The sequence below is a fragment of the Paenibacillus phocaeensis genome (genome assembly GCF_900021165.1).
Taxonomy (GTDB): domain Bacteria; phylum Bacillota; class Bacilli; order Paenibacillales; family Paenibacillaceae; genus Fontibacillus; species Fontibacillus phocaensis.
Genome location: NZ_FCOQ01000014.1, coordinates 72,075 through 89,101 on the forward strand (window position 1 = coordinate 72,075; position 17,027 = coordinate 89,101).

General features: G+C 53.7%; 15 protein-coding genes, 1 rRNA gene and 1 other annotated feature. All 16 genes read left to right on the forward strand.

Features of this window, described 5'->3' with window-relative positions:
- The first annotated feature begins 12 nt into the window (after positions 1-12).
- Positions 13-594 carry an aminodeoxychorismate/anthranilate synthase component II gene (gene pabA / locus BN3795_RS09035; RefSeq protein ID WP_068784375.1) on the forward strand — a complete coding sequence of 194 codons (582 nt, stop codon included), beginning with the start codon at positions 13-15 and terminating at the stop codon, positions 592-594.
- On the forward strand, positions 591-1,559 hold the full coding sequence (locus BN3795_RS09040; RefSeq protein ID WP_068784376.1) for an aminotransferase class IV: 969 nt from the start codon (positions 591-593) through the stop codon (positions 1,557-1,559). The genes pabA and BN3795_RS09040 overlap by 4 nt, the downstream gene beginning before the upstream one ends.
- On the forward strand, positions 1,540-2,379 hold the full coding sequence (gene folP, locus BN3795_RS09045; RefSeq protein ID WP_068784435.1) for a dihydropteroate synthase: 840 nt from the start codon (positions 1,540-1,542) through the stop codon (positions 2,377-2,379). The genes BN3795_RS09040 and folP overlap by 20 nt, the downstream gene beginning before the upstream one ends.
- Before the next feature lie 25 nt (positions 2,380-2,404).
- Positions 2,405-2,767 (forward strand): dihydroneopterin aldolase, encoded by a 363-nt coding sequence (folB, locus tag BN3795_RS09050; RefSeq protein WP_068784377.1) that lies wholly within the window; start codon positions 2,405-2,407, stop codon positions 2,765-2,767.
- 10 nt (positions 2,768-2,777) lie between these two features.
- Positions 2,778-3,326, forward strand: coding sequence for a 2-amino-4-hydroxy-6-hydroxymethyldihydropteridine diphosphokinase (folK, locus tag BN3795_RS09055; protein ID WP_068784378.1), 549 nt, complete (start codon positions 2,778-2,780; stop codon positions 3,324-3,326).
- Entirely contained in the window at positions 3,278-3,484 is a 207-nt protein-coding gene (locus BN3795_RS25020; RefSeq protein ID WP_110945096.1) for a helix-turn-helix domain-containing protein, read from the forward strand. The genes folK and BN3795_RS25020 overlap by 49 nt, the downstream gene beginning before the upstream one ends.
- 50 nt (positions 3,485-3,534) lie before the next feature.
- Positions 3,535-4,536, forward strand: a complete 1,002-nt coding sequence (dusB, locus tag BN3795_RS09060; protein WP_068784379.1) for a tRNA dihydrouridine synthase DusB — start codon at positions 3,535-3,537, stop codon at positions 4,534-4,536.
- 367 nt (positions 4,537-4,903) lie between these two features.
- Positions 4,904-5,380 (forward strand): transcription elongation factor GreA, encoded by a 477-nt coding sequence (greA, locus tag BN3795_RS09065; RefSeq protein ID WP_068784380.1) that lies wholly within the window; start codon positions 4,904-4,906, stop codon positions 5,378-5,380.
- Positions 5,381-5,482: 102 nt separating this feature from the next.
- On the forward strand, positions 5,483-6,991 hold the full coding sequence (gene lysS / locus BN3795_RS09070; protein WP_068784381.1) for a lysine--tRNA ligase: 1,509 nt from the start codon (positions 5,483-5,485) through the stop codon (positions 6,989-6,991).
- A gap of 404 nt (positions 6,992-7,395) precedes the next feature.
- Positions 7,396-10,178 (forward strand) — a sequence feature (most likely nonfunctional fraction of RNA operon).
- A gap of 62 nt (positions 10,179-10,240) precedes the next feature.
- Positions 10,241-10,357, forward strand: a 5S ribosomal RNA gene (gene rrf / locus BN3795_RS09080).
- A 333-nt stretch (positions 10,358-10,690) separates the two neighbouring features.
- Entirely contained in the window at positions 10,691-11,005 is a 315-nt protein-coding gene (locus tag BN3795_RS25505) for a hypothetical protein (RefSeq protein WP_198524686.1), read from the forward strand.
- Positions 11,006-11,175: 170 nt separating this feature from the next.
- Positions 11,176-12,000 carry an RNA polymerase sigma factor gene (locus tag BN3795_RS09085; RefSeq protein ID WP_068784383.1) on the forward strand — a complete coding sequence of 275 codons (825 nt, stop codon included), beginning with the start codon at positions 11,176-11,178 and terminating at the stop codon, positions 11,998-12,000.
- A 19-nt stretch (positions 12,001-12,019) separates the two neighbouring features.
- Positions 12,020-12,613 (forward strand): ATP-dependent Clp endopeptidase proteolytic subunit ClpP, encoded by a 594-nt coding sequence (clpP, locus tag BN3795_RS09090; RefSeq protein WP_068784384.1) that lies wholly within the window; start codon positions 12,020-12,022, stop codon positions 12,611-12,613.
- A 376-nt stretch (positions 12,614-12,989) separates the two neighbouring features.
- Positions 12,990-14,447 (forward strand): IMP dehydrogenase, encoded by a 1,458-nt coding sequence (guaB, locus tag BN3795_RS09095; protein ID WP_068784385.1) that lies wholly within the window; start codon positions 12,990-12,992, stop codon positions 14,445-14,447.
- 127 nt (positions 14,448-14,574) lie between these two features.
- Complete coding sequence (locus BN3795_RS09100) at positions 14,575-16,005, forward strand: D-alanyl-D-alanine carboxypeptidase family protein (RefSeq protein WP_068784386.1); 1,431 nt, start codon at positions 14,575-14,577, stop codon at positions 16,003-16,005.
- 89 nt (positions 16,006-16,094) lie between these two features.
- Positions 16,095-16,976: a pyridoxal 5'-phosphate synthase lyase subunit PdxS gene (gene pdxS, locus BN3795_RS09105; RefSeq protein ID WP_068784387.1), complete on the forward strand. Its 882-nt coding sequence runs from the start codon at positions 16,095-16,097 to the stop codon at positions 16,974-16,976.
- The last annotated feature ends 51 nt before the right edge of the window (positions 16,977-17,027 follow it).

The window sequence follows — 17,027 nt, forward strand, 5'->3', positions numbered from 1 at the left end:
AGATGAGACGAGATGATTTTGGTGATCGACAACTATGATTCTTTCACGTACAATTTGGTGCAGTATTTAGGCGAGTTAGGTGAGGAAGTAACTGTCCGCCGCAACGATGAGATCGATCTTGCGGGAATCGAGGCTTTGCAGCCGGATCATATCTTAATATCTCCCGGCCCGTGTACCCCCAATGAGGCGGGGATTACGCTGGATTTGATCGATCATTTTAAGGGAGTGATCCCAATCTTTGGCGTTTGCTTGGGGCACCAGGCTATTGGTCAAGCCTTCGGCGGCAACGTAATCCGCGCCGAGCGGCTGATGCACGGCAAGACGTCGCCGATTTACCATCAGGGGGAGTCTGTGTTCGCCGGATTGCCGTCGCCGTTCACGGCCACGCGTTATCATTCCCTTATTGTGGAGCGCGAGAGCCTGCCGGATTGTCTGGAGATTACGGCTGAGACAGCGGAAGGGGAAATCATGGGGCTGCGCCACAAAGCGTACGCCGTAGAAGGAGTACAATTCCATCCCGAGTCGATTATTACTCAGCATGGCCACCAGATTCTCCGTAACTTCCTGAATCGGAAGGCGGAAGCGAAAGCATGAATTACATCGGGGTGGAGGGGGTTCCGACCCCGGCCGATCAAGCCGTGATCTCCGTAATGGATCACGGCTTTATGTACGGGATCGGCTTATTTGAGACGTTCCGCACTTACGGAGGGCAGCCATTCCTGCTGGAGCGGCATCTGGAGCGGCTGACGGCGGGCTGCAAGGCGCTGGGGATCGACTACAAGGCCGATCTCCGCCAGGTCAAGGCCGAGATTCGCGAGCTGCTGGAGCGGAACGGCTTGGACGAAGGCTATATTCGTTATACCGTGACCGCCGGCGAGGGACCGCTGGGACTGCCGGCCGGCGACTACGACAAGCCGAGGGTTGTGATCTATGTGAAGCCGCTGCCGGAGCCGGGGGCAGCGTTGTACACGAAGGGGAAGCCGTTGTGGCGGTTGGCGATTCCCAGGAACACGCCGGAGGGCGAGGTTCGTTTCAAATCGCTGCACTATATGAACAATGTGCTGGCGAAGCGCGAGCTCGCCCGAATGGAACGCGAGGCGCTGCAGCAGGGGGCGTCCGTCTTCGAGGTGCACGAGCCGCGCCCCTCGGCCGTCCCCGCTGAAGGGCTGCTGCTGACGGCCGAGGGCTGGCTGGCGGAAGGGATCGTCAGCAATGTATTTTTTGTGCGGAATGGCAAATGTTATACGCCGGATATCGATACCGGCATTCTCCCCGGCATTACTCGCGCCGTGGTGCTAGAGCTGGCGGCCGAGCAGGGGCTTCCGACGGAGGAAGGCCGCTATACCTGGGACGAGCTGCTGACGGCTGATGAAGTATTTCTGACGAATTCGATTCAGGAGCTTGTGCCGGTGACGGAATTGGTCGAGCTCGACATGCAGGTCCGCCAGGGGATGCAGCGGCGCAAGGTCGGAGCCGGACTTATCGGGCCGGTTACGCAATCGCTGCTGGGAAAGTATAGGGAGAAGGCGAGGAATGGCGATGCAGCCGATCATTTATAAACGCAGCTATTCGCTCGGCGAGGCGTCCTTTACGCTTGGGGAGCGCACGTTGGTGATGGGGATTTTGAATGTGACGCCGGACTCTTTTTCCGATGGAGGACGTTATACTACCGTGGAGCGCGCCTTGCAGCATGCTCGTGAAATGGTGGCGGAAGGTGCGGATATCCTTGATATCGGCGGGGAATCGACGCGCCCGGGTCATGAACCCGTAAGTGAACAAGAGGAGCTGGAGCGGGTCATCCCGGTGGTGGAGGCGCTGCACCGCGAGCTGCCGCAGGTTCCGCTGTCGGTGGATACCTACAAGGCCCAAGTGGCGAGGGAAGCGCTGAAGGCCGGCGCGCATCTTATTAATGATGTATGGGGGTTTAAGGCTGATGCCCGAATGGCGGCGGTGGCGGCGGAGTTTGACTGTCCGGTGATCCTGATGCATAACCGCCCGGATCGCAATTACGGCGATTTGCTTGCCGACGTCGCTGCCGATTTGCAGGAATGCGTGGCGATCGCCCGACAAGCCGGCGTGCGCGAGGCGAACATCATTTTGGACCCCGGGATCGGTTTTGCCAAGGATTATACGGAGAATCTTCGCGTGATGCGCGCACTGGACGATCTGGTGGCGCTCGGTTATCCGTTGCTGCTCGGTACATCCCGGAAGCGATTTATCCGTACCGCACTGGATTTGCCGGTCGATGAGGTCGTGCTTGGCACGGCGGCAACCGTGGCGCTGGGGATTGCGCAGGGCTGCCAAATCGTTCGCGTTCATGATGTGAAGGAGATCAAGCAAACGGTACAGATGTGCGATGCGATCGTATACGTCTCATAAATTACAGGAAAAGGAGCCGGATTTCATGGACAAAATGACGCTGCGGCGCATGGAATATTTCGGATACCACGGTGTTTTCGAGGAGGAGCGCAAGCTGGGTCAGCGCTTTTACGTGGATCTCGAATTGGAGCTGGATCTGCATCCGGCGGGGATGGGGGATGATTTGACCCAATCGGTTAATTATGCCGAAGTCCATGGACTGGTCAAAACGATCGTCGAGGAGAAAAGCTTCCAATTAATCGAAGCGCTGGCGGAGCATATTGCATCTGCGGTATTGGACACTTATACTAGGGTAGATGCGTTAACGGTTCGGGTGACGAAGCCGCATCCTCCGTTCGATATCCATTTTGACGGCGTGACGGTGGAGATGTATCGAACCAGAAAGTGAGCTATCGTTTATGAACACGACTTCTCCCTCTGAGCACTCAGAGGCTTATATTGCTTTAGGCGCCAATCTGGGAGACCGCGAGGCTACCCTGATGCAGGCGATCACTGCGCTGCAGGAGCATCCGGCGATTGAGGTGCTGCGCTGCTCCGATTTATATGAGACCGACCCGGTAGGGTACCTGGATCAGCCTTGTTTCGTGAATATGGCACTTGCGCTGAACACTTCGTTGGATCCTGAGGCGCTGCTTACTGTGATGCTGGACATTGAGCTGCGATTGGGGCGGGAGCGCACCATCCGTAACGGGCCGCGTACCGTGGACCTTGACTTGCTGTGGGCCGGCGGCAGGGAAATGAGCACCCCCCTTCTGAATTTGCCTCATCCGCGGATGATGGAGCGGGCTTTCGTGCTTGTTCCCTTGTCCGACATTGTGCCGGAAGGAGACCCTTCCGGGCTGTATGAGCGTATTCACCGTGCCTTGGACACCCTAGATGGAAAGGAAGGCGTCCGGTTTTGGAAAACATGCAACTGGCACAGCGCATCCGCGCTTTCCGAAAATTAAAAGGCTTCACTCAGCAAGAGCTGGCCGAGAAGTCCGGCGTATCCCTAGCTTTATTAGGAGCGGTGGAACGGGGTAATCGCCGGGCAGATGATCAAATTTTAACTAAAATTGCAGATTGTTTGGGGATTACCTTGGCGGAGCTAAAGCCGGAACCATAGAGGGTAAGTAGGCTGCGTGAAAACAACCTTATCGATAGGAGGGAACCATCTTGCTGAAGATCGGCGATATCGAATTGAAAAACCAAGTTGTGCTTGCCCCGATGGCAGGCGTATGCAATCCGGCTTTCCGCCTGATTGCCAAAGAATTTGGGACAGGGCTTGTCTGCGCAGAGATGGTTAGCGATAAAGCGATCCTTCACGGCAACAAGCGCACCCGGGAAATGCTCTTCGTGGACGAGCGGGAGAAGCCGCTCAGCTTGCAAATTTTCGGCGGGGACCGCGCTTCGCTCGTGGAGGCAGCTAAAGTCGTCGATCAGGAGACGAACGCCGACATCATCGATATTAATATGGGCTGCCCGGTGCCGAAGGTCACCAAATGCGACGCCGGCGCACGGTGGCTGCTGGACCCGAATAAGATTTACGAGATGGTCTCGGCCGTCGTGGATGCCGTAAGCAAGCCGGTCACCGTGAAGATGCGCATCGGTTGGGACGCAGAACATATCTACGTAGTGGACAACGCCAAAGCGGTGGAGCAGGCCGGCGGCAAAGCCGTCAGCGTGCACGGCCGGACGCGGGAGCAGTTGTACACCGGGAAAGCGGATTGGAGTTATATCCGTCAGGTGAAGGAGGCCGTGTCGATTCCCGTCATTGGCAACGGCGATGTGGCGACGCCGGAGGATGCGAGACGGATGCTGGATGAGACCGGCTGCGACGGGGTGATGATTGGACGCGGGGCGCTGGGCAACCCTTGGATGTTGTACCGAACGGTGGAGTATCTGAAGTCCGGCGAATTGCTTCCGGAGCCGGAGGCTGAGGAGAAAATCCGCATTGCGATCCTTCACATGGACCGCCTGGCTGCACTGAAGGGCGAGCCTGTGGCCGTACGCGAAATGCGCAAGCATTTGGCCTGGTATTTGAAAGGTCTGAAGGGCGCGGCGCGCATCAAAGACCTCATAATGGAAGAAACCCGTCGTGACGAGATGGTGCGCATTCTTGAGGATTTTGTCGCCGACTTGAAGTCGGGAGCAATACTCGATGAGGTGTCCGCATAAGGCAGGACCGGGGAGAGGGGGCTCTTTTTTCAGGTGCCTCCTTCTTCATGAAACGTTTACATTTGTAAATTCGGGTGTCATTGACATTTGAGAATCGTTCACCTATAATTTCACAATATAAATTCGCCTCAAGCGTTAGTCTTTCCCTTTGGGGTGGTCTGACCCTTATCACATAATGCATATGATATACACAATGAGCAAGGAATGAAGTGACCATTGCGGCCGGAAGCGAGCGCTTCCCAGCACCTAAGCGGCAGTGGACGGCAAAGGAACAATTCCTTTCGGGAAGCGTTCATTTTCCAGGAGGGTTTTCGGGTGCCGCACGCACCGTGCGAAAATTTTTTCCATGACAGGAGAATCGGTTGAGATGAGCGATAAAGAAGTTATCCTTACCCAGGACGGTCTGAAGAGACTGGAAGAAGAATTGGAGAACTTGAAATCCGTGAAACGCCGCGAGGTTGCCGAACGGATTAAGGTAGCCATCGGTTACGGGGATATCAGTGAGAACTCGGAATACGAGGACGCGAAGAACGAGCAGGCCTTTATCGAAGGGCGGATCATCACACTCGAGAAAATGCTGCGCAACGCGCGGATTATCAACAACGATGAAATCGATACGGATACGGTCAGCATCGGTTCGATCGTGACGGTCGAGGACCTGGAATTCGGCGATACGATGGAATATGCCATCGTGGGGACGGCGGAATCCGATCCGATGCAGAACAAGATTTCGAATGAAAGTCCTGTCGGCAAAGCCATTCTCGGGAAGAAAAAAGGCGCCGTTGTGGACGTCAACGTTCCGGCCGGCGTGATTCAATATAAAATCGTAGACATTAAGAAGTAAGGCGGAATGAGCGACGAAAGAAGCTTCCCCAGCGGAAGCTTCTTTCACTGTTTCTTTTGTCGGCGAGCAAATTTTAGCGGGATTAAGGAGTGGAGTAGGGCTATGAGCGAAGAGAACAATAACCAGGAAGCCTTGGAGGTCAGCGAGCTGCTGCAGATTCGTCGCGATAAATTGGACGAGCTGCGCGGGCTCGGGATCGACCCTTTTGGCAAAAAATACGAACGCACCCACATGGCGGGTGACATCCTCCGGCTGTATGACGAGCTTTCCAAGGAAGAATTGGAGGAGAAGCAGGTCGAGGTATCCATCGCCGGAAGAATCGTGGCGAAACGGGGGATGGGGAAAGCCAGCTTTGCGCATCTCCAGGACTTGTCGGGCAAAATCCAGATCTATGTCCGCCAGGACAGCGTGCCGGAAGTGAAATATGAAGCGTTCAGCATGCTGGACCTCGGGGATATTGTAGGTGTGACCGGTGAGGTATTCAAGACCAAGACCGGCGAAACAACGATCAAGGTGAAGGACTTAGAGGTATTGTCCAAGTCCCTGTACCCGCTGCCGGATAAATATCATGGGTTAAAAGACGTGGAGCTGCGCTATCGCCAGCGTTATGTCGATTTGATCGTCAATCCGGAAGTACAGCAGACGTTCATCAAGCGGTCCCGGATCATCCAATCGATGCGCCGTTATCTGGATTCCCTCGGTTATCTGGAAGTGGAAACGCCAACCCTGCACAGCATTGCCGGCGGGGCGGCCGCGCGCCCATTCATTACGCATCACAATGCGCTGGACATGCAGCTGTATATGCGGATTGCCATCGAGCTTCACCTGAAGCGTTTGATCGTCGGCGGTCTGGAGAAAGTGTATGAAATCGGCCGGGTATACCGGAACGAAGGGATCTCGACGCGACATAACCCGGAATTCACGATGATCGAACTGTATGAAGCTTATGCGGATTATAAAGATATTATGGCTTTGACGGAGAATCTGATCTCCCATATTGCCCAGGAAGTGCTGGGTACGCAAGTGGTTCACTACCAGGGTCATGAGGTGAACCTGGCTCCGCAATGGCGCCGCGTATCGATGGTCGATGCGGTGAAGGAAGTGACCGGCGTTGATTTCGGCGTGCAAATGAGCAATGAGGAAGCGCATCGTTTGGCCAAGGAGCATAAGGTTCCGGTGGAGCCGCATATGACCTTTGGTCACATCTTGAACGCGTTCTTCGAGCAATTTGTGGAGGAAACGCTCATTCAACCAACGTTTGTGTACGGACATCCGGTGGAGATTTCGCCGCTGGCCAAAAAGAACGCAGAGGATCCGCGCTTTACGGACCGCTTCGAATTATTTATCGTCGCGCGGGAGCACGCCAACGCCTTCACGGAGCTGAACGATCCGATCGACCAGCGCCAGCGCTTCGAAGCGCAGCTCCTGGAGCGTGAACAGGGCAATGATGAGGCGCATGAAATGGATGAAGACTTCATCCGTTCATTGGAATACGGGATGCCGCCTACCGGCGGTTTGGGCATCGGGGTCGACCGCCTCGTGATGCTGCTGACCGATTCGGCTTCCATCCGCGATGTGCTGTTGTTCCCGCATATGCGCTCGGCGGAATAAGCAATAGGATACTAGTGAGCCCGGCTTATTGCCGGGCTTTTTTCATAAATGTCGAATAGGAGACCTCTGCTTTCGGTTGGGTGAATTTGGATGGTTAAAAAGCCGGTATTCGGGTTGCGCCCGGGTTGAAAAGATGATATATTATATATCCGGTCGTTATTCGTGGGCATTATGAACTTCAGCTCAGAATCGCAGATAAAAATAATGCTTGCAAGATAACGCCGGACATGATATACTATAAAAGTTGTCGCCGATAAGACGATAACGAAGTTGATCTTTGAAAACTGAACAACGAGTGAGTAATAAACTGAGATTTTAAATCTCGTCAGTTTGTTTAAATGAGCAAGTCAAACACCTTGGATGGAAGACCTCGGCGCCTTTGGGTTCGAGATTCCTTCCATCCTTTATTGGAGAGTTTGATCCTGGCTCAGGACGAACGCTGGCGGCGTGCCTAATACATGCAAGTCGAGCGGAGTTAATTAGGAGCTTGCTCTTGATTAACTTAGCGGCGGACGGGTGAGTAACACGTAGGCAACCTGCCCGTAAGACTGGGATAACTACCGGAAACGGTAGCTAATACCGGATACGCAAGTTTCTCGCATGGGAGACTTGGGAAAGGCGGAGCAATCTGTCACTTACGGATGGGCCTGCGGCGCATTAGCTAGTTGGTGGGGTAACGGCTCACCAAGGCGACGATGCGTAGCCGACCTGAGAGGGTGAACGGCCACACTGGGACTGAGACACGGCCCAGACTCCTACGGGAGGCAGCAGTAGGGAATCTTCCGCAATGGACGAAAGTCTGACGGAGCAACGCCGCGTGAGTGAAGAAGGTTTTCGGATCGTAAAGCTCTGTTGCCAGGGAAGAACGTCCTCTAGAGTAACTGCTAGGGGAGTGACGGTACCTGAGAAGAAAGCCCCGGCTAACTACGTGCCAGCAGCCGCGGTAATACGTAGGGGGCAAGCGTTGTCCGGAATTATTGGGCGTAAAGCGCGCGCAGGCGGCTGTTTAAGTCTGGTGTATAATCCTGGGGCTCAACCCCGGGTCGCACTGGAAACTGGGCAGCTTGAGTGCAGAAGAGGAGAGTGGAATTCCACGTGTAGCGGTGAAATGCGTAGAGATGTGGAGGAACNTAGGGCTAGCCTCGGTGGGATAGTCGTGGAGGTAGAGCACTGATTGGGTGCGGGGCCCGCCAAGGGTTACCAAGCTCAGTCAAACTCCGAATGCCATAGACTGAATAACCGGGAGTCAGACAGTGAGTGCTAAGATCCATTGTCAAAAGGGAAACAGCCCAGACCATCAGCTAAGGTCCCCAAGTGTGTGTTAAGTGGGAAAGGATGTGGAGTTGCACAGACAACCAGGATGTTGGCTTAGAAGCAGCCACCATTTAAAGAGTGCGTAATAGCTCACTGGTCGAGTGACTCTGCGCCGAAAATGTAACGGGGCTAAACACACCACCGAAGCTATGGCTTGATGCATTGCATCAGGGGTAGGGGAGCGTTGAATACGGGTTGAAGCTAGACCGGAAGGACTGGTGGACTGTATTCAAGTGAGAATGCCGGTATGAGTAACGAAAAGATCAGTGAGAATCTGATCCGCCGAAAGCCTAAGGGTTCCTGAGGAAGGTTCGTCCGCTCAGGGTAAGTCGGGACCTAAGGCGAGGCCGAAAGGCGTAGTCGAAGGACAACAGGTTTAAATTCCTGTACCACCGTAATCCGTTATGAGCGATGGGGTGACGCAGTAGGGTAGTGACGCGGGGCGATGGAATGCCCCGTCCAAGCAGTGAGGCTGGTGTGTAGGCAAATCCGCACATCGTAAGGCTGGGCTGTGATGGGGAGGGAAAATTTACAGTACCGAAGGTCATGATCTCACACTGCCAAGAAAAGCCTCTAGTCAGGAGAAGGTGCCCGTACCGCAAACCGACACAGGTAGGCGAGAAGAGAATTCTAAGGCGCGCGGAAGAACTCTCGTTAAGGAACTCGGCAAAATGACCCCGTAACTTCGGGAGAAGGGGTGCCCCGGTAGAGTGAATAGCTCGAGGGGGCCGCAGTGAAAAGGCCCAAGCGACTGTTTAGCAAAAACACAGGTCTGTGCGAAGCCGCAAGGCGAAGTATACGGGCTGACGCCTGCCCGGTGCTGGAAGGTTAAGGGGAGTGGTTAGGGGTTTAACCCGAAGCTATGAACCGAAGCCCCAGTAAACGGCGGCCGTAACTATAACGGTCCTAAGGTAGCGAAATTCCTTGTCAGGTAAATTCTGACCCGCACGAATGGCGTAACGACTTGGGCGCTGTCTCAACGAGAGATCCGGTGAAATTTTAATACCTGTGAAGATGCAGGTTACCCGCGACAAGACGGAAAGACCCCATGGAGCTTTACTGCAGCTTGATATTGGACTTTGATACGATTTGTACAGGATAGGTGGGAGCCTAGGAAGCCGGAGCGCCAGCTTCGGTGGAGGCGCCGTTGGGATACCACCCTGATCGTATCGGAGTTCTAACCTGGTACCGTGATCCGGTATGGGGACAGTGTCAGGTGGGCAGTTTGACTGGGGCGGTCGCCTCCTAAAGAGTAACGGAGGCGCCCCAAGGTTCCCTCAGAATGGTTGGAAATCATTCGAAGAGTGCAAAGGCAAAAGGGAGCTTGACTGCGAGACTGACAAGTCGAGCAGGGACGAAAGTCGGGCTTAGTGATCCGGTGGTACCGCATGGAAGGGCCATCGCTCAACGGATAAAAGCTACCCTGGGGATAACAGGCTTATCTCCCCCAAGAGTCCACATCGACGGGGAGGTTTGGCACCTCGATGTCGGCTCATCGCATCCTGGGGCTGAAGTAGGTCCCAAGGGTTGGGCTGTTCGCCCATTAAAGCGGTACGCGAGCTGGGTTCAGAACGTCGTGAGACAGTTCGGTCCCTATCTGTCGTGGGCGTAGGAAATTTGAGAGGAGCTGTCCTTAGTACGAGAGGACCGGGATGGACGCACCGCTGGTGCACCAGTTGTTCCGCCAGGAGCACAGCTGGGTAGCTAAGTGCGGACGGGATAAGCGCTGAAAGCATCTAAGCGTGAAGCCCCCCTCAAGATGAGATTTCCCAATTAGTAAGACCCCTTGAAGACGACGAGGTTGATAGGCCTGAGGTGGAAGTGCAGCAATGTATGGAGCTGACAGGTACTAATCGGTCGAGGGCTTATCCAAAAAAACTAACACGCAAACTACGTTTCGTATCCAGTTTTCAGGCGATCAAAACGCTTGAACCGTTTGGTGGCGATGGCGGAGGGGTTCCACGCGTTCCCATCCCGAACACGACCGTTAAGCCCTCCAGCGCCGATGGTACTTGGACCGAAGGGTCCTGGGAGAGTAGGACGCCGCCAAGCAAAGACAAAGAGCACTGCCGTTAATCCGGCGGTGCTCTTTTAGTTTTATCCATAAGTGCGGAGCTGCAGTTAATTTCGGAGAAACCGCCGCTTTTGGGTAATTAGTTGTCTGTATGCAGTTATTTTCAGCGATATTCGGGGAATGTGGCTGTTTGAGCAAATTTAACTGCATGTGGGCAACTATTGAGCTTAATTTGCCGAAAAGGTGAGAATTAACTGCACAGGCACAACTATTTCAGTAACTTCTACTTCGTCAAGGGATGCCAAAGAGCACCGAGAGCATCGATTGAACATTTGATGGGCATCTCGGCGGCGAGGCGAGGCGTTACACAGGTGTCCGGCGCAAACTTGAGAATTAAGTGCGGAGCTGCAGTTATTTTTGGAGAAACCGCCGTTTTTGGGCAATTAATTGTCTGTATGCAGTTATTTTCGACGATATTCGGGGAATGCGGCTGTTTGAGCAAATTTAACTGCATATGGGCAACTATTGGGCTCGATTTGCCGAAAAGGCGAGAATTAACTGCACACCTGCAACTATTCGAAAATAAAAACAGCGTTGCGAGGATTTTATGGCATTTTGCCGGACTGATCGGGGATACAATAGGTATGACGGTTGAACAAAACCAAAAACCAAACAATATTTGTTAGACTTTATTCAGGTAGATATCCCGCGTATCGATTTCACCGATTTTTACGTTTATACCGGTGAGTGAGGATTAAGCTTACTCCAGGTTGGCATAGGTCGATTGAGAAGGTACGAACGGGCTAGGATGGCTTGAGTAAAAGCCGAACTTAGATGACGACAGGAGGTGTCCCGGGTGGCTACGGCGGTGAAGGAGAAGCATTTGCAGCAACACGAGCGCACTGGGCCTCAGTCTGAGAAGGGGAGCTTCTCGGACTGGGTGCAAGTCTACGGTAAGGCTCTGCGTCATTACTGCCGATTTCTGACCGGCTCTGCTTGGGAAGGCGATGATTTGGCGCAGGATACGTGGCTTAAGATTTGGTCGGCTGCACGCGGTAAAGGCCAGAGCTTTCGCTTAACGCGAACATACCTGTATCGAACGGCCCAGCATGCATGGATTGATCGCGGCCGGAAGAAGAGGCTTACAGCCGAACCGCTTCCCGTAGAAGAACTGTTGCAGGCTCCGGGACAGACCGATACGGCTGCGGTGTGGGCTGCGGTAGAAACCATGGTTTCCGAGCTATCCCCTCTTCAGCGAACCGCATTTCTGCTCATCGAGATTTTGCAATATACGGCAGGTGAAGCGGCGCAGTTGATCCACTCGACGGAAGGGGCCGTCAAAGCCGCTTTGCATCGGGCGAGGGTGAGGCTGCGAAACGCAGTGGAAAGCTCCTCCCGAAGAGAAGGGGGAGACAACTCGGATGGGGTTCCAATCGTAGAGGAGACGGCTTTTGCGGACGCCTCCCATGAGATCTTGGTCCATGCGTACCTTGATGCGGTTCGTCGGGAAGATGCTGCTGCACTTGCGATGCTGTTTAACGACGTACGGCCACAGGATGTAGTTCCAGTATTAACACTCCAATCGTATCGGCGCTCCTCTCTACGGGGCAAGTCAAGTACTCCTGTGGTGGATCCGGTAGAGAGCCGGCTAACGTTCTTTGCCTTCGGTCATGCCGCCTGATCTCAAAGGAGGGTATCCCATGAGTTCCGTTATTCCTTACGTCATTGAACAAACCGGCCGGGGCGAACGGTCGTATGACATTTATTCGCGTTTGCTGAAGGACCGGATCGTGTTTCTCGGCTCGGCGATTGACGATCAGGTTGCGAATAGTATCATGGCGCAGATGCTGTTTTTGGCGGCAGAAGATCCGGAGAAGGATATTTACTTTTATATTAACAGCCCGGGCGGCTCGACATCGGCCGGTTTCGCCATCTACGATACGATGCAATATGTGAAGCCGGATGTGCAGACGATTTGCTCCGGTCTGGCGGCGTCTTTCGCCGCGATTCTATTGCTGGCCGGGACCAAAGGCAAGCGGTTCGCTCTGCCCAACAGCGAAATTATGATCCACCAGCCGCATGGCGGTGCGCAGGGGCAGGCCAGCGACATTGCGATCAGTGCGAAACGGATCTTAGGGATCCGGGAACGTCTCAATCAGATCGCTGCGGAATGCACCGGACAACCGCTGGAACGGATCGAAAAGGACATGGACCGCGACTATTTCATGAGCGCGGAGGAAGCGCGGGATTACGGGGTTATTGACCAGGTCATTACCCATGATAAACGATCCTGATGCGGAGGGCATCTGGCAAATTTAAAGGACGGAGTTGGGCGAACGCGGCCCTTCCGTCCTTTTTCTTTTTGCAGAATCAAACCAAGGGGTTTGGGGCAGGATTAGCATCAGAATCCATGAGAAGCACGGCGGATGTACGCGTGAAAAAGACACTCGTGTTCGCTGGACGGCCGCTCCTATTTTTAGCCCCGGTTGTCCTTGACAGCCTAGGGGGGCTTTGCTAAGATGGGAACAATATATTTTCGTAAGTGGCTATACGGTCTTGATATATAAGGGTTATATCTTCTAAGGGATTACATCGGTAGTCGTTTTTTTTATACCCGGATTTCAGGAAAGGGCCCAACAAATCAACAAAATCGAAGGAGGATTCATCACGGTGTGGGAAAGTAAATTTGACAAGGAAGGCTTAACGTTTGACGATGTGCTTCTGGTACCCCGTAAATCGGAGGTTTTGCCGAAAGAGGTGGACGTCTCCACCCGGCTCAGCGATAAGGTGAAGCTGAATATTCCGCTGATCAGTGCGGGAATGGACACGGTCACGGAGTCTGCGCTGGCGATCGCGATCGCACGGGAAGGCGGCATTGGGATTATTCATAAAAATATGCCGATCGAACAACAAGCCGAAGAGGTCGACCGGGTGAAACGCTCCGAAAGCGGCGTGATCACGAATCCGTTCTCGCTGACTCCGGATCATCTCGTGTCCGATGCGGAGCAGGTCATGGGCAAATTCCGTATTTCCGGCGTGCCGATCGTAAATGAGGAGCACAAGCTGGTTGGGATCCTGACGAACCGCGATTTGCGTTTCGTCCATGATTACAATATCAAGATCAGCGAAGTGATGACGCGGGAAGACTTGATTACCGCACCGGTAGGAACTTCTCTGCAGGAAGCGGAAGTCATTTTGCAACAGCATAAGATTGAGAAGCTCCCTTTGGTGGATGAACATAATACGTTGAAGGGCCTTATAACCATTAAGGATATCGAGAAAGCGATCCAATTCCCGAACGCCGCTAAGGACGCGCAAGGGCGCCTGCTCGTAGGCGCAGCCGTCGGGATCTCCAAGGATACTTTTGACCGGACGGATGCCCTGGTTAAAGCCGGAGTCGATGTGATCACGGTCGATTCGGCGCATGGCCACCACATCAATATTATCGAAGCGGTTGCCGAGCTTCGCAAGCGGTATCCGGATCTGACGATTATCGCCGGGAATGTCGCCACAGGCGAAGCGACGAGAGCCTTGATTGAGGCGGGCGCTTCTGTGGTGAAGGTCGGTATCGGCCCTGGCTCGATCTGTACGACCCGCGTTATCGCCGGGATCGGCGTGCCGCAGGTTACGGCGGTTTACGATTGTGCGACGGTTGCCCGCGAATATGGAGTTCCGATTATTGCGGACGGCGGCATCAAGTACTCCGGCGAAATTACGAAAGCGATCGCGGCCGGTGCGCATGCGGTGATGCTGGGCAGCTTGTTTGCCGGCACAGAAGAAAGCCCTGGCGACTCGGAAATCTACCAAGGACGCCGGTATAAAGTATATAGAGGTATGGGTTCTCTAAGCGCGATGAAGCAAGGCAGTAAGGACCGTTACTTCCAGGACGATGACAAGAAGCTGGTTCCGGAAGGGATCGAAGGCCGCGTAGCCTACAAAGGGCCGATCTCCGATACGATCCATCAACTGATTGGCGGACTGCGTTCCGGGATGGGGTATTGCGGCACGAAGACGCTCGATGAGCTGCGGAACGATACGCAGTTTATCCGCATCACGGGCGCCGGCCTGCGCGAGAGCCATCCGCATGATGTGCAAATTACGAAAGAGGCGCCAAACTACTCGCTGTAACCTTGAGCAGAACGGGCCTCCAAATTAATTTACTATAATCTTCCACCACTGGCAGGGCGATTTCCGCCCTGCTTGTCTTTTTTTGCGGGTACCCCTGTGATAGAATAGATAAAGCAAATGAAAGAATATGAGGGGAGCTTTAAGGGCATTGAAACTCAAACAACCACAACGTAAATCGACAACCAAACGGCGTTTCCTGCGCAAAAGCGTAGCTTCTGTACTGCTGCTGAATCTATTATGTTTCTCGCTCGTTCCGGCTTTGGCGCTGGCGGAGGGGGAACAAACGGAATCTACTACGACCGAATCTACGACAACTGAAACGACGACAGTGCAAACAGCGACCTCAATTCCTTCCGTGGAGTCTTTAGGGTTGGAGGTAAGCTCCGCTATTTTATTGGAGCCGGTCTCTGGACAAATCCTGTTGAATGTAAATGGAGATCAACCGCTGCCTCCAGCCAGCATGACCAAGATGATGACTGAGTATATCGTTGCTGAGCTTGTGAAGCAAGGGAAGTTCAGTTGGGACGAAGTGGTAACAGTAAGGAAAAATGCGGCCAAAACGATTGGTTCGCGGATTTTTCTGGCTGAAGGGGATCAACATACTATAGAAGAACTGTATACGGCGATGGCAATTGCCTCTGCCAATGATGCAACGGTCGCTTTAGCTGAGCATGTGGCCGGATCCGAGCAAGCCTTCGTAAAAATGATGAACGATGAAGCCAAACGGATGGGGATGACGACCGCTCACTTTGCGAACTCCACCGGCTTGGATATCGCGGATATGCCGGAGGGCTTCCGGCCGTCCGATGGGAAAGAAACCGTGATGTCAGCGCTGGACGCGGCGATTTTGGCCAAATATATTGTAACGGATCACCCGGACTTTACCCGCTTCACAACGATTCAAAGCAAGAAGTTCCGCGATCGCGACACTGCTCCGATGGTGAACTTGAACTGGATGCTGGAAGCGAATAAAGACGTAACGAACTTTAAACAATTTGCATACGAAGGTCTGGACGGCTTAAAGACGGGACACACCACCAATGCCGGAAACTGCTTTACCGGTACGGCTGAGCGTAACGGCATGCGGCTGATCAGCGTGGTCATGGGTACGGCTACGGACAAAGCTCGTTTTGTCGAGACCCGGAAAGTCCTGGACTACGGCTTCAACAACTTCGAAACGAAACAAATCGTGCCGCCGAAAACGACGGTAGTGGGAACGGAAACCGTTACGGTGAAGAAAGCCAAAAACACCGAAGTTCCTGTTGTTACGGATCAAGGAGTCAGCTTCGTCGTTCCTAAAGGTGTAGATACAAGTGCGGTACAAGCAAATGTATCGCTGTCTGATGAAAGTACTCTGACGGCACCGTTGAAGCAGGGAACGAAGGTTGGAACCGTAACGTATTCGTTTAAGGCACCCGGCATGGATCAAACGCTCGAGAAGACGGTCAACCTAATTACGGCCGAGGAGGCGGAGAAAGCCGGCTGGTTTAAGCTGCTGATGCGGGCGATCGGGGATTTCTTCGGCGATCTGTTTAACGGCATCAAAAATCTTTTCTAATCGTCGGGTTCATATCCGAGTAAACGGGTTGTGTATTTGGGGCGTATCTTGTAGAATATTTAGTTAGATTATTATCGGGAGGATTGGACATGGAAACAGGAACATCGCGTGTAAAAAGAGGTATGGCTGAGATGCAAAAAGGCGGCGTCATTATGGACGTCATGAATGCAGAACAAGCCAAAATTGCCGAAGCGGCCGGAGCAACCGCCGTTATGGCACTGGAACGTGTGCCTTCCGATATCCGGGCGGCCGGCGGCGTAGCCCGCATGGCGGATCCGACGATTGTCGAGGAAGTCATGAAGGTTGTCTCCATCCCGGTTATGGCCAAAGCACGAATTGGTCATTACGTGGAAGCGAAAGTTCTGGAATCGCTTGGGGTAGACTATTTGGACGAAAGTGAAGTGCTGACCCCGGCGGATGAAGTGTTCCATATCGATAAACGGGATTTCACCGTACCGTTTGTGTGCGGCGCGAAGGACTTGGGCGAAGCGCTTCGCCGGATTAGTGAAGGCGCCTCGATGATCCGGACCAAGGGTGAGCCGGGTACGGGCAACATCGTGGAAGCGGTACGTCACATGCGTCTGATCAATAGCCAAATCCGCAAGGTGCAGAACATGTCCAAGGATGAGCTTTATGCTGAAGCGAAGAACCTTGGCGTGGCGTACGACCTGCTCCTCGAAGTTCACGAGAACGGCAAACTGCCGGTCGTTAACTTTGCGGCTGGCGGCGTAGCAACTCCGGCGGATGCGGCTTTAATGATGCATTTGGGTGCGGACGGGGTGTTCGTTGGCTCCGGTATTTTCAAGTCGGATAACCCTGAGAAATTCGCTCGGGCCATTGTTGAAGCGACGACGCACTATACGGATTACAAATTGATTGCCGAAGTTTCCAAGAATTTGGGTACGCCGATGAAAGGCATCGAGATTTCCAAATTGTCCGCAGCTGAGCGGATGTCGGATCGCGGTTGGTAATCCCCGGTTCGCGAAACAACCTTAGGAATTAGAAGCTATTCTGCGACCCCG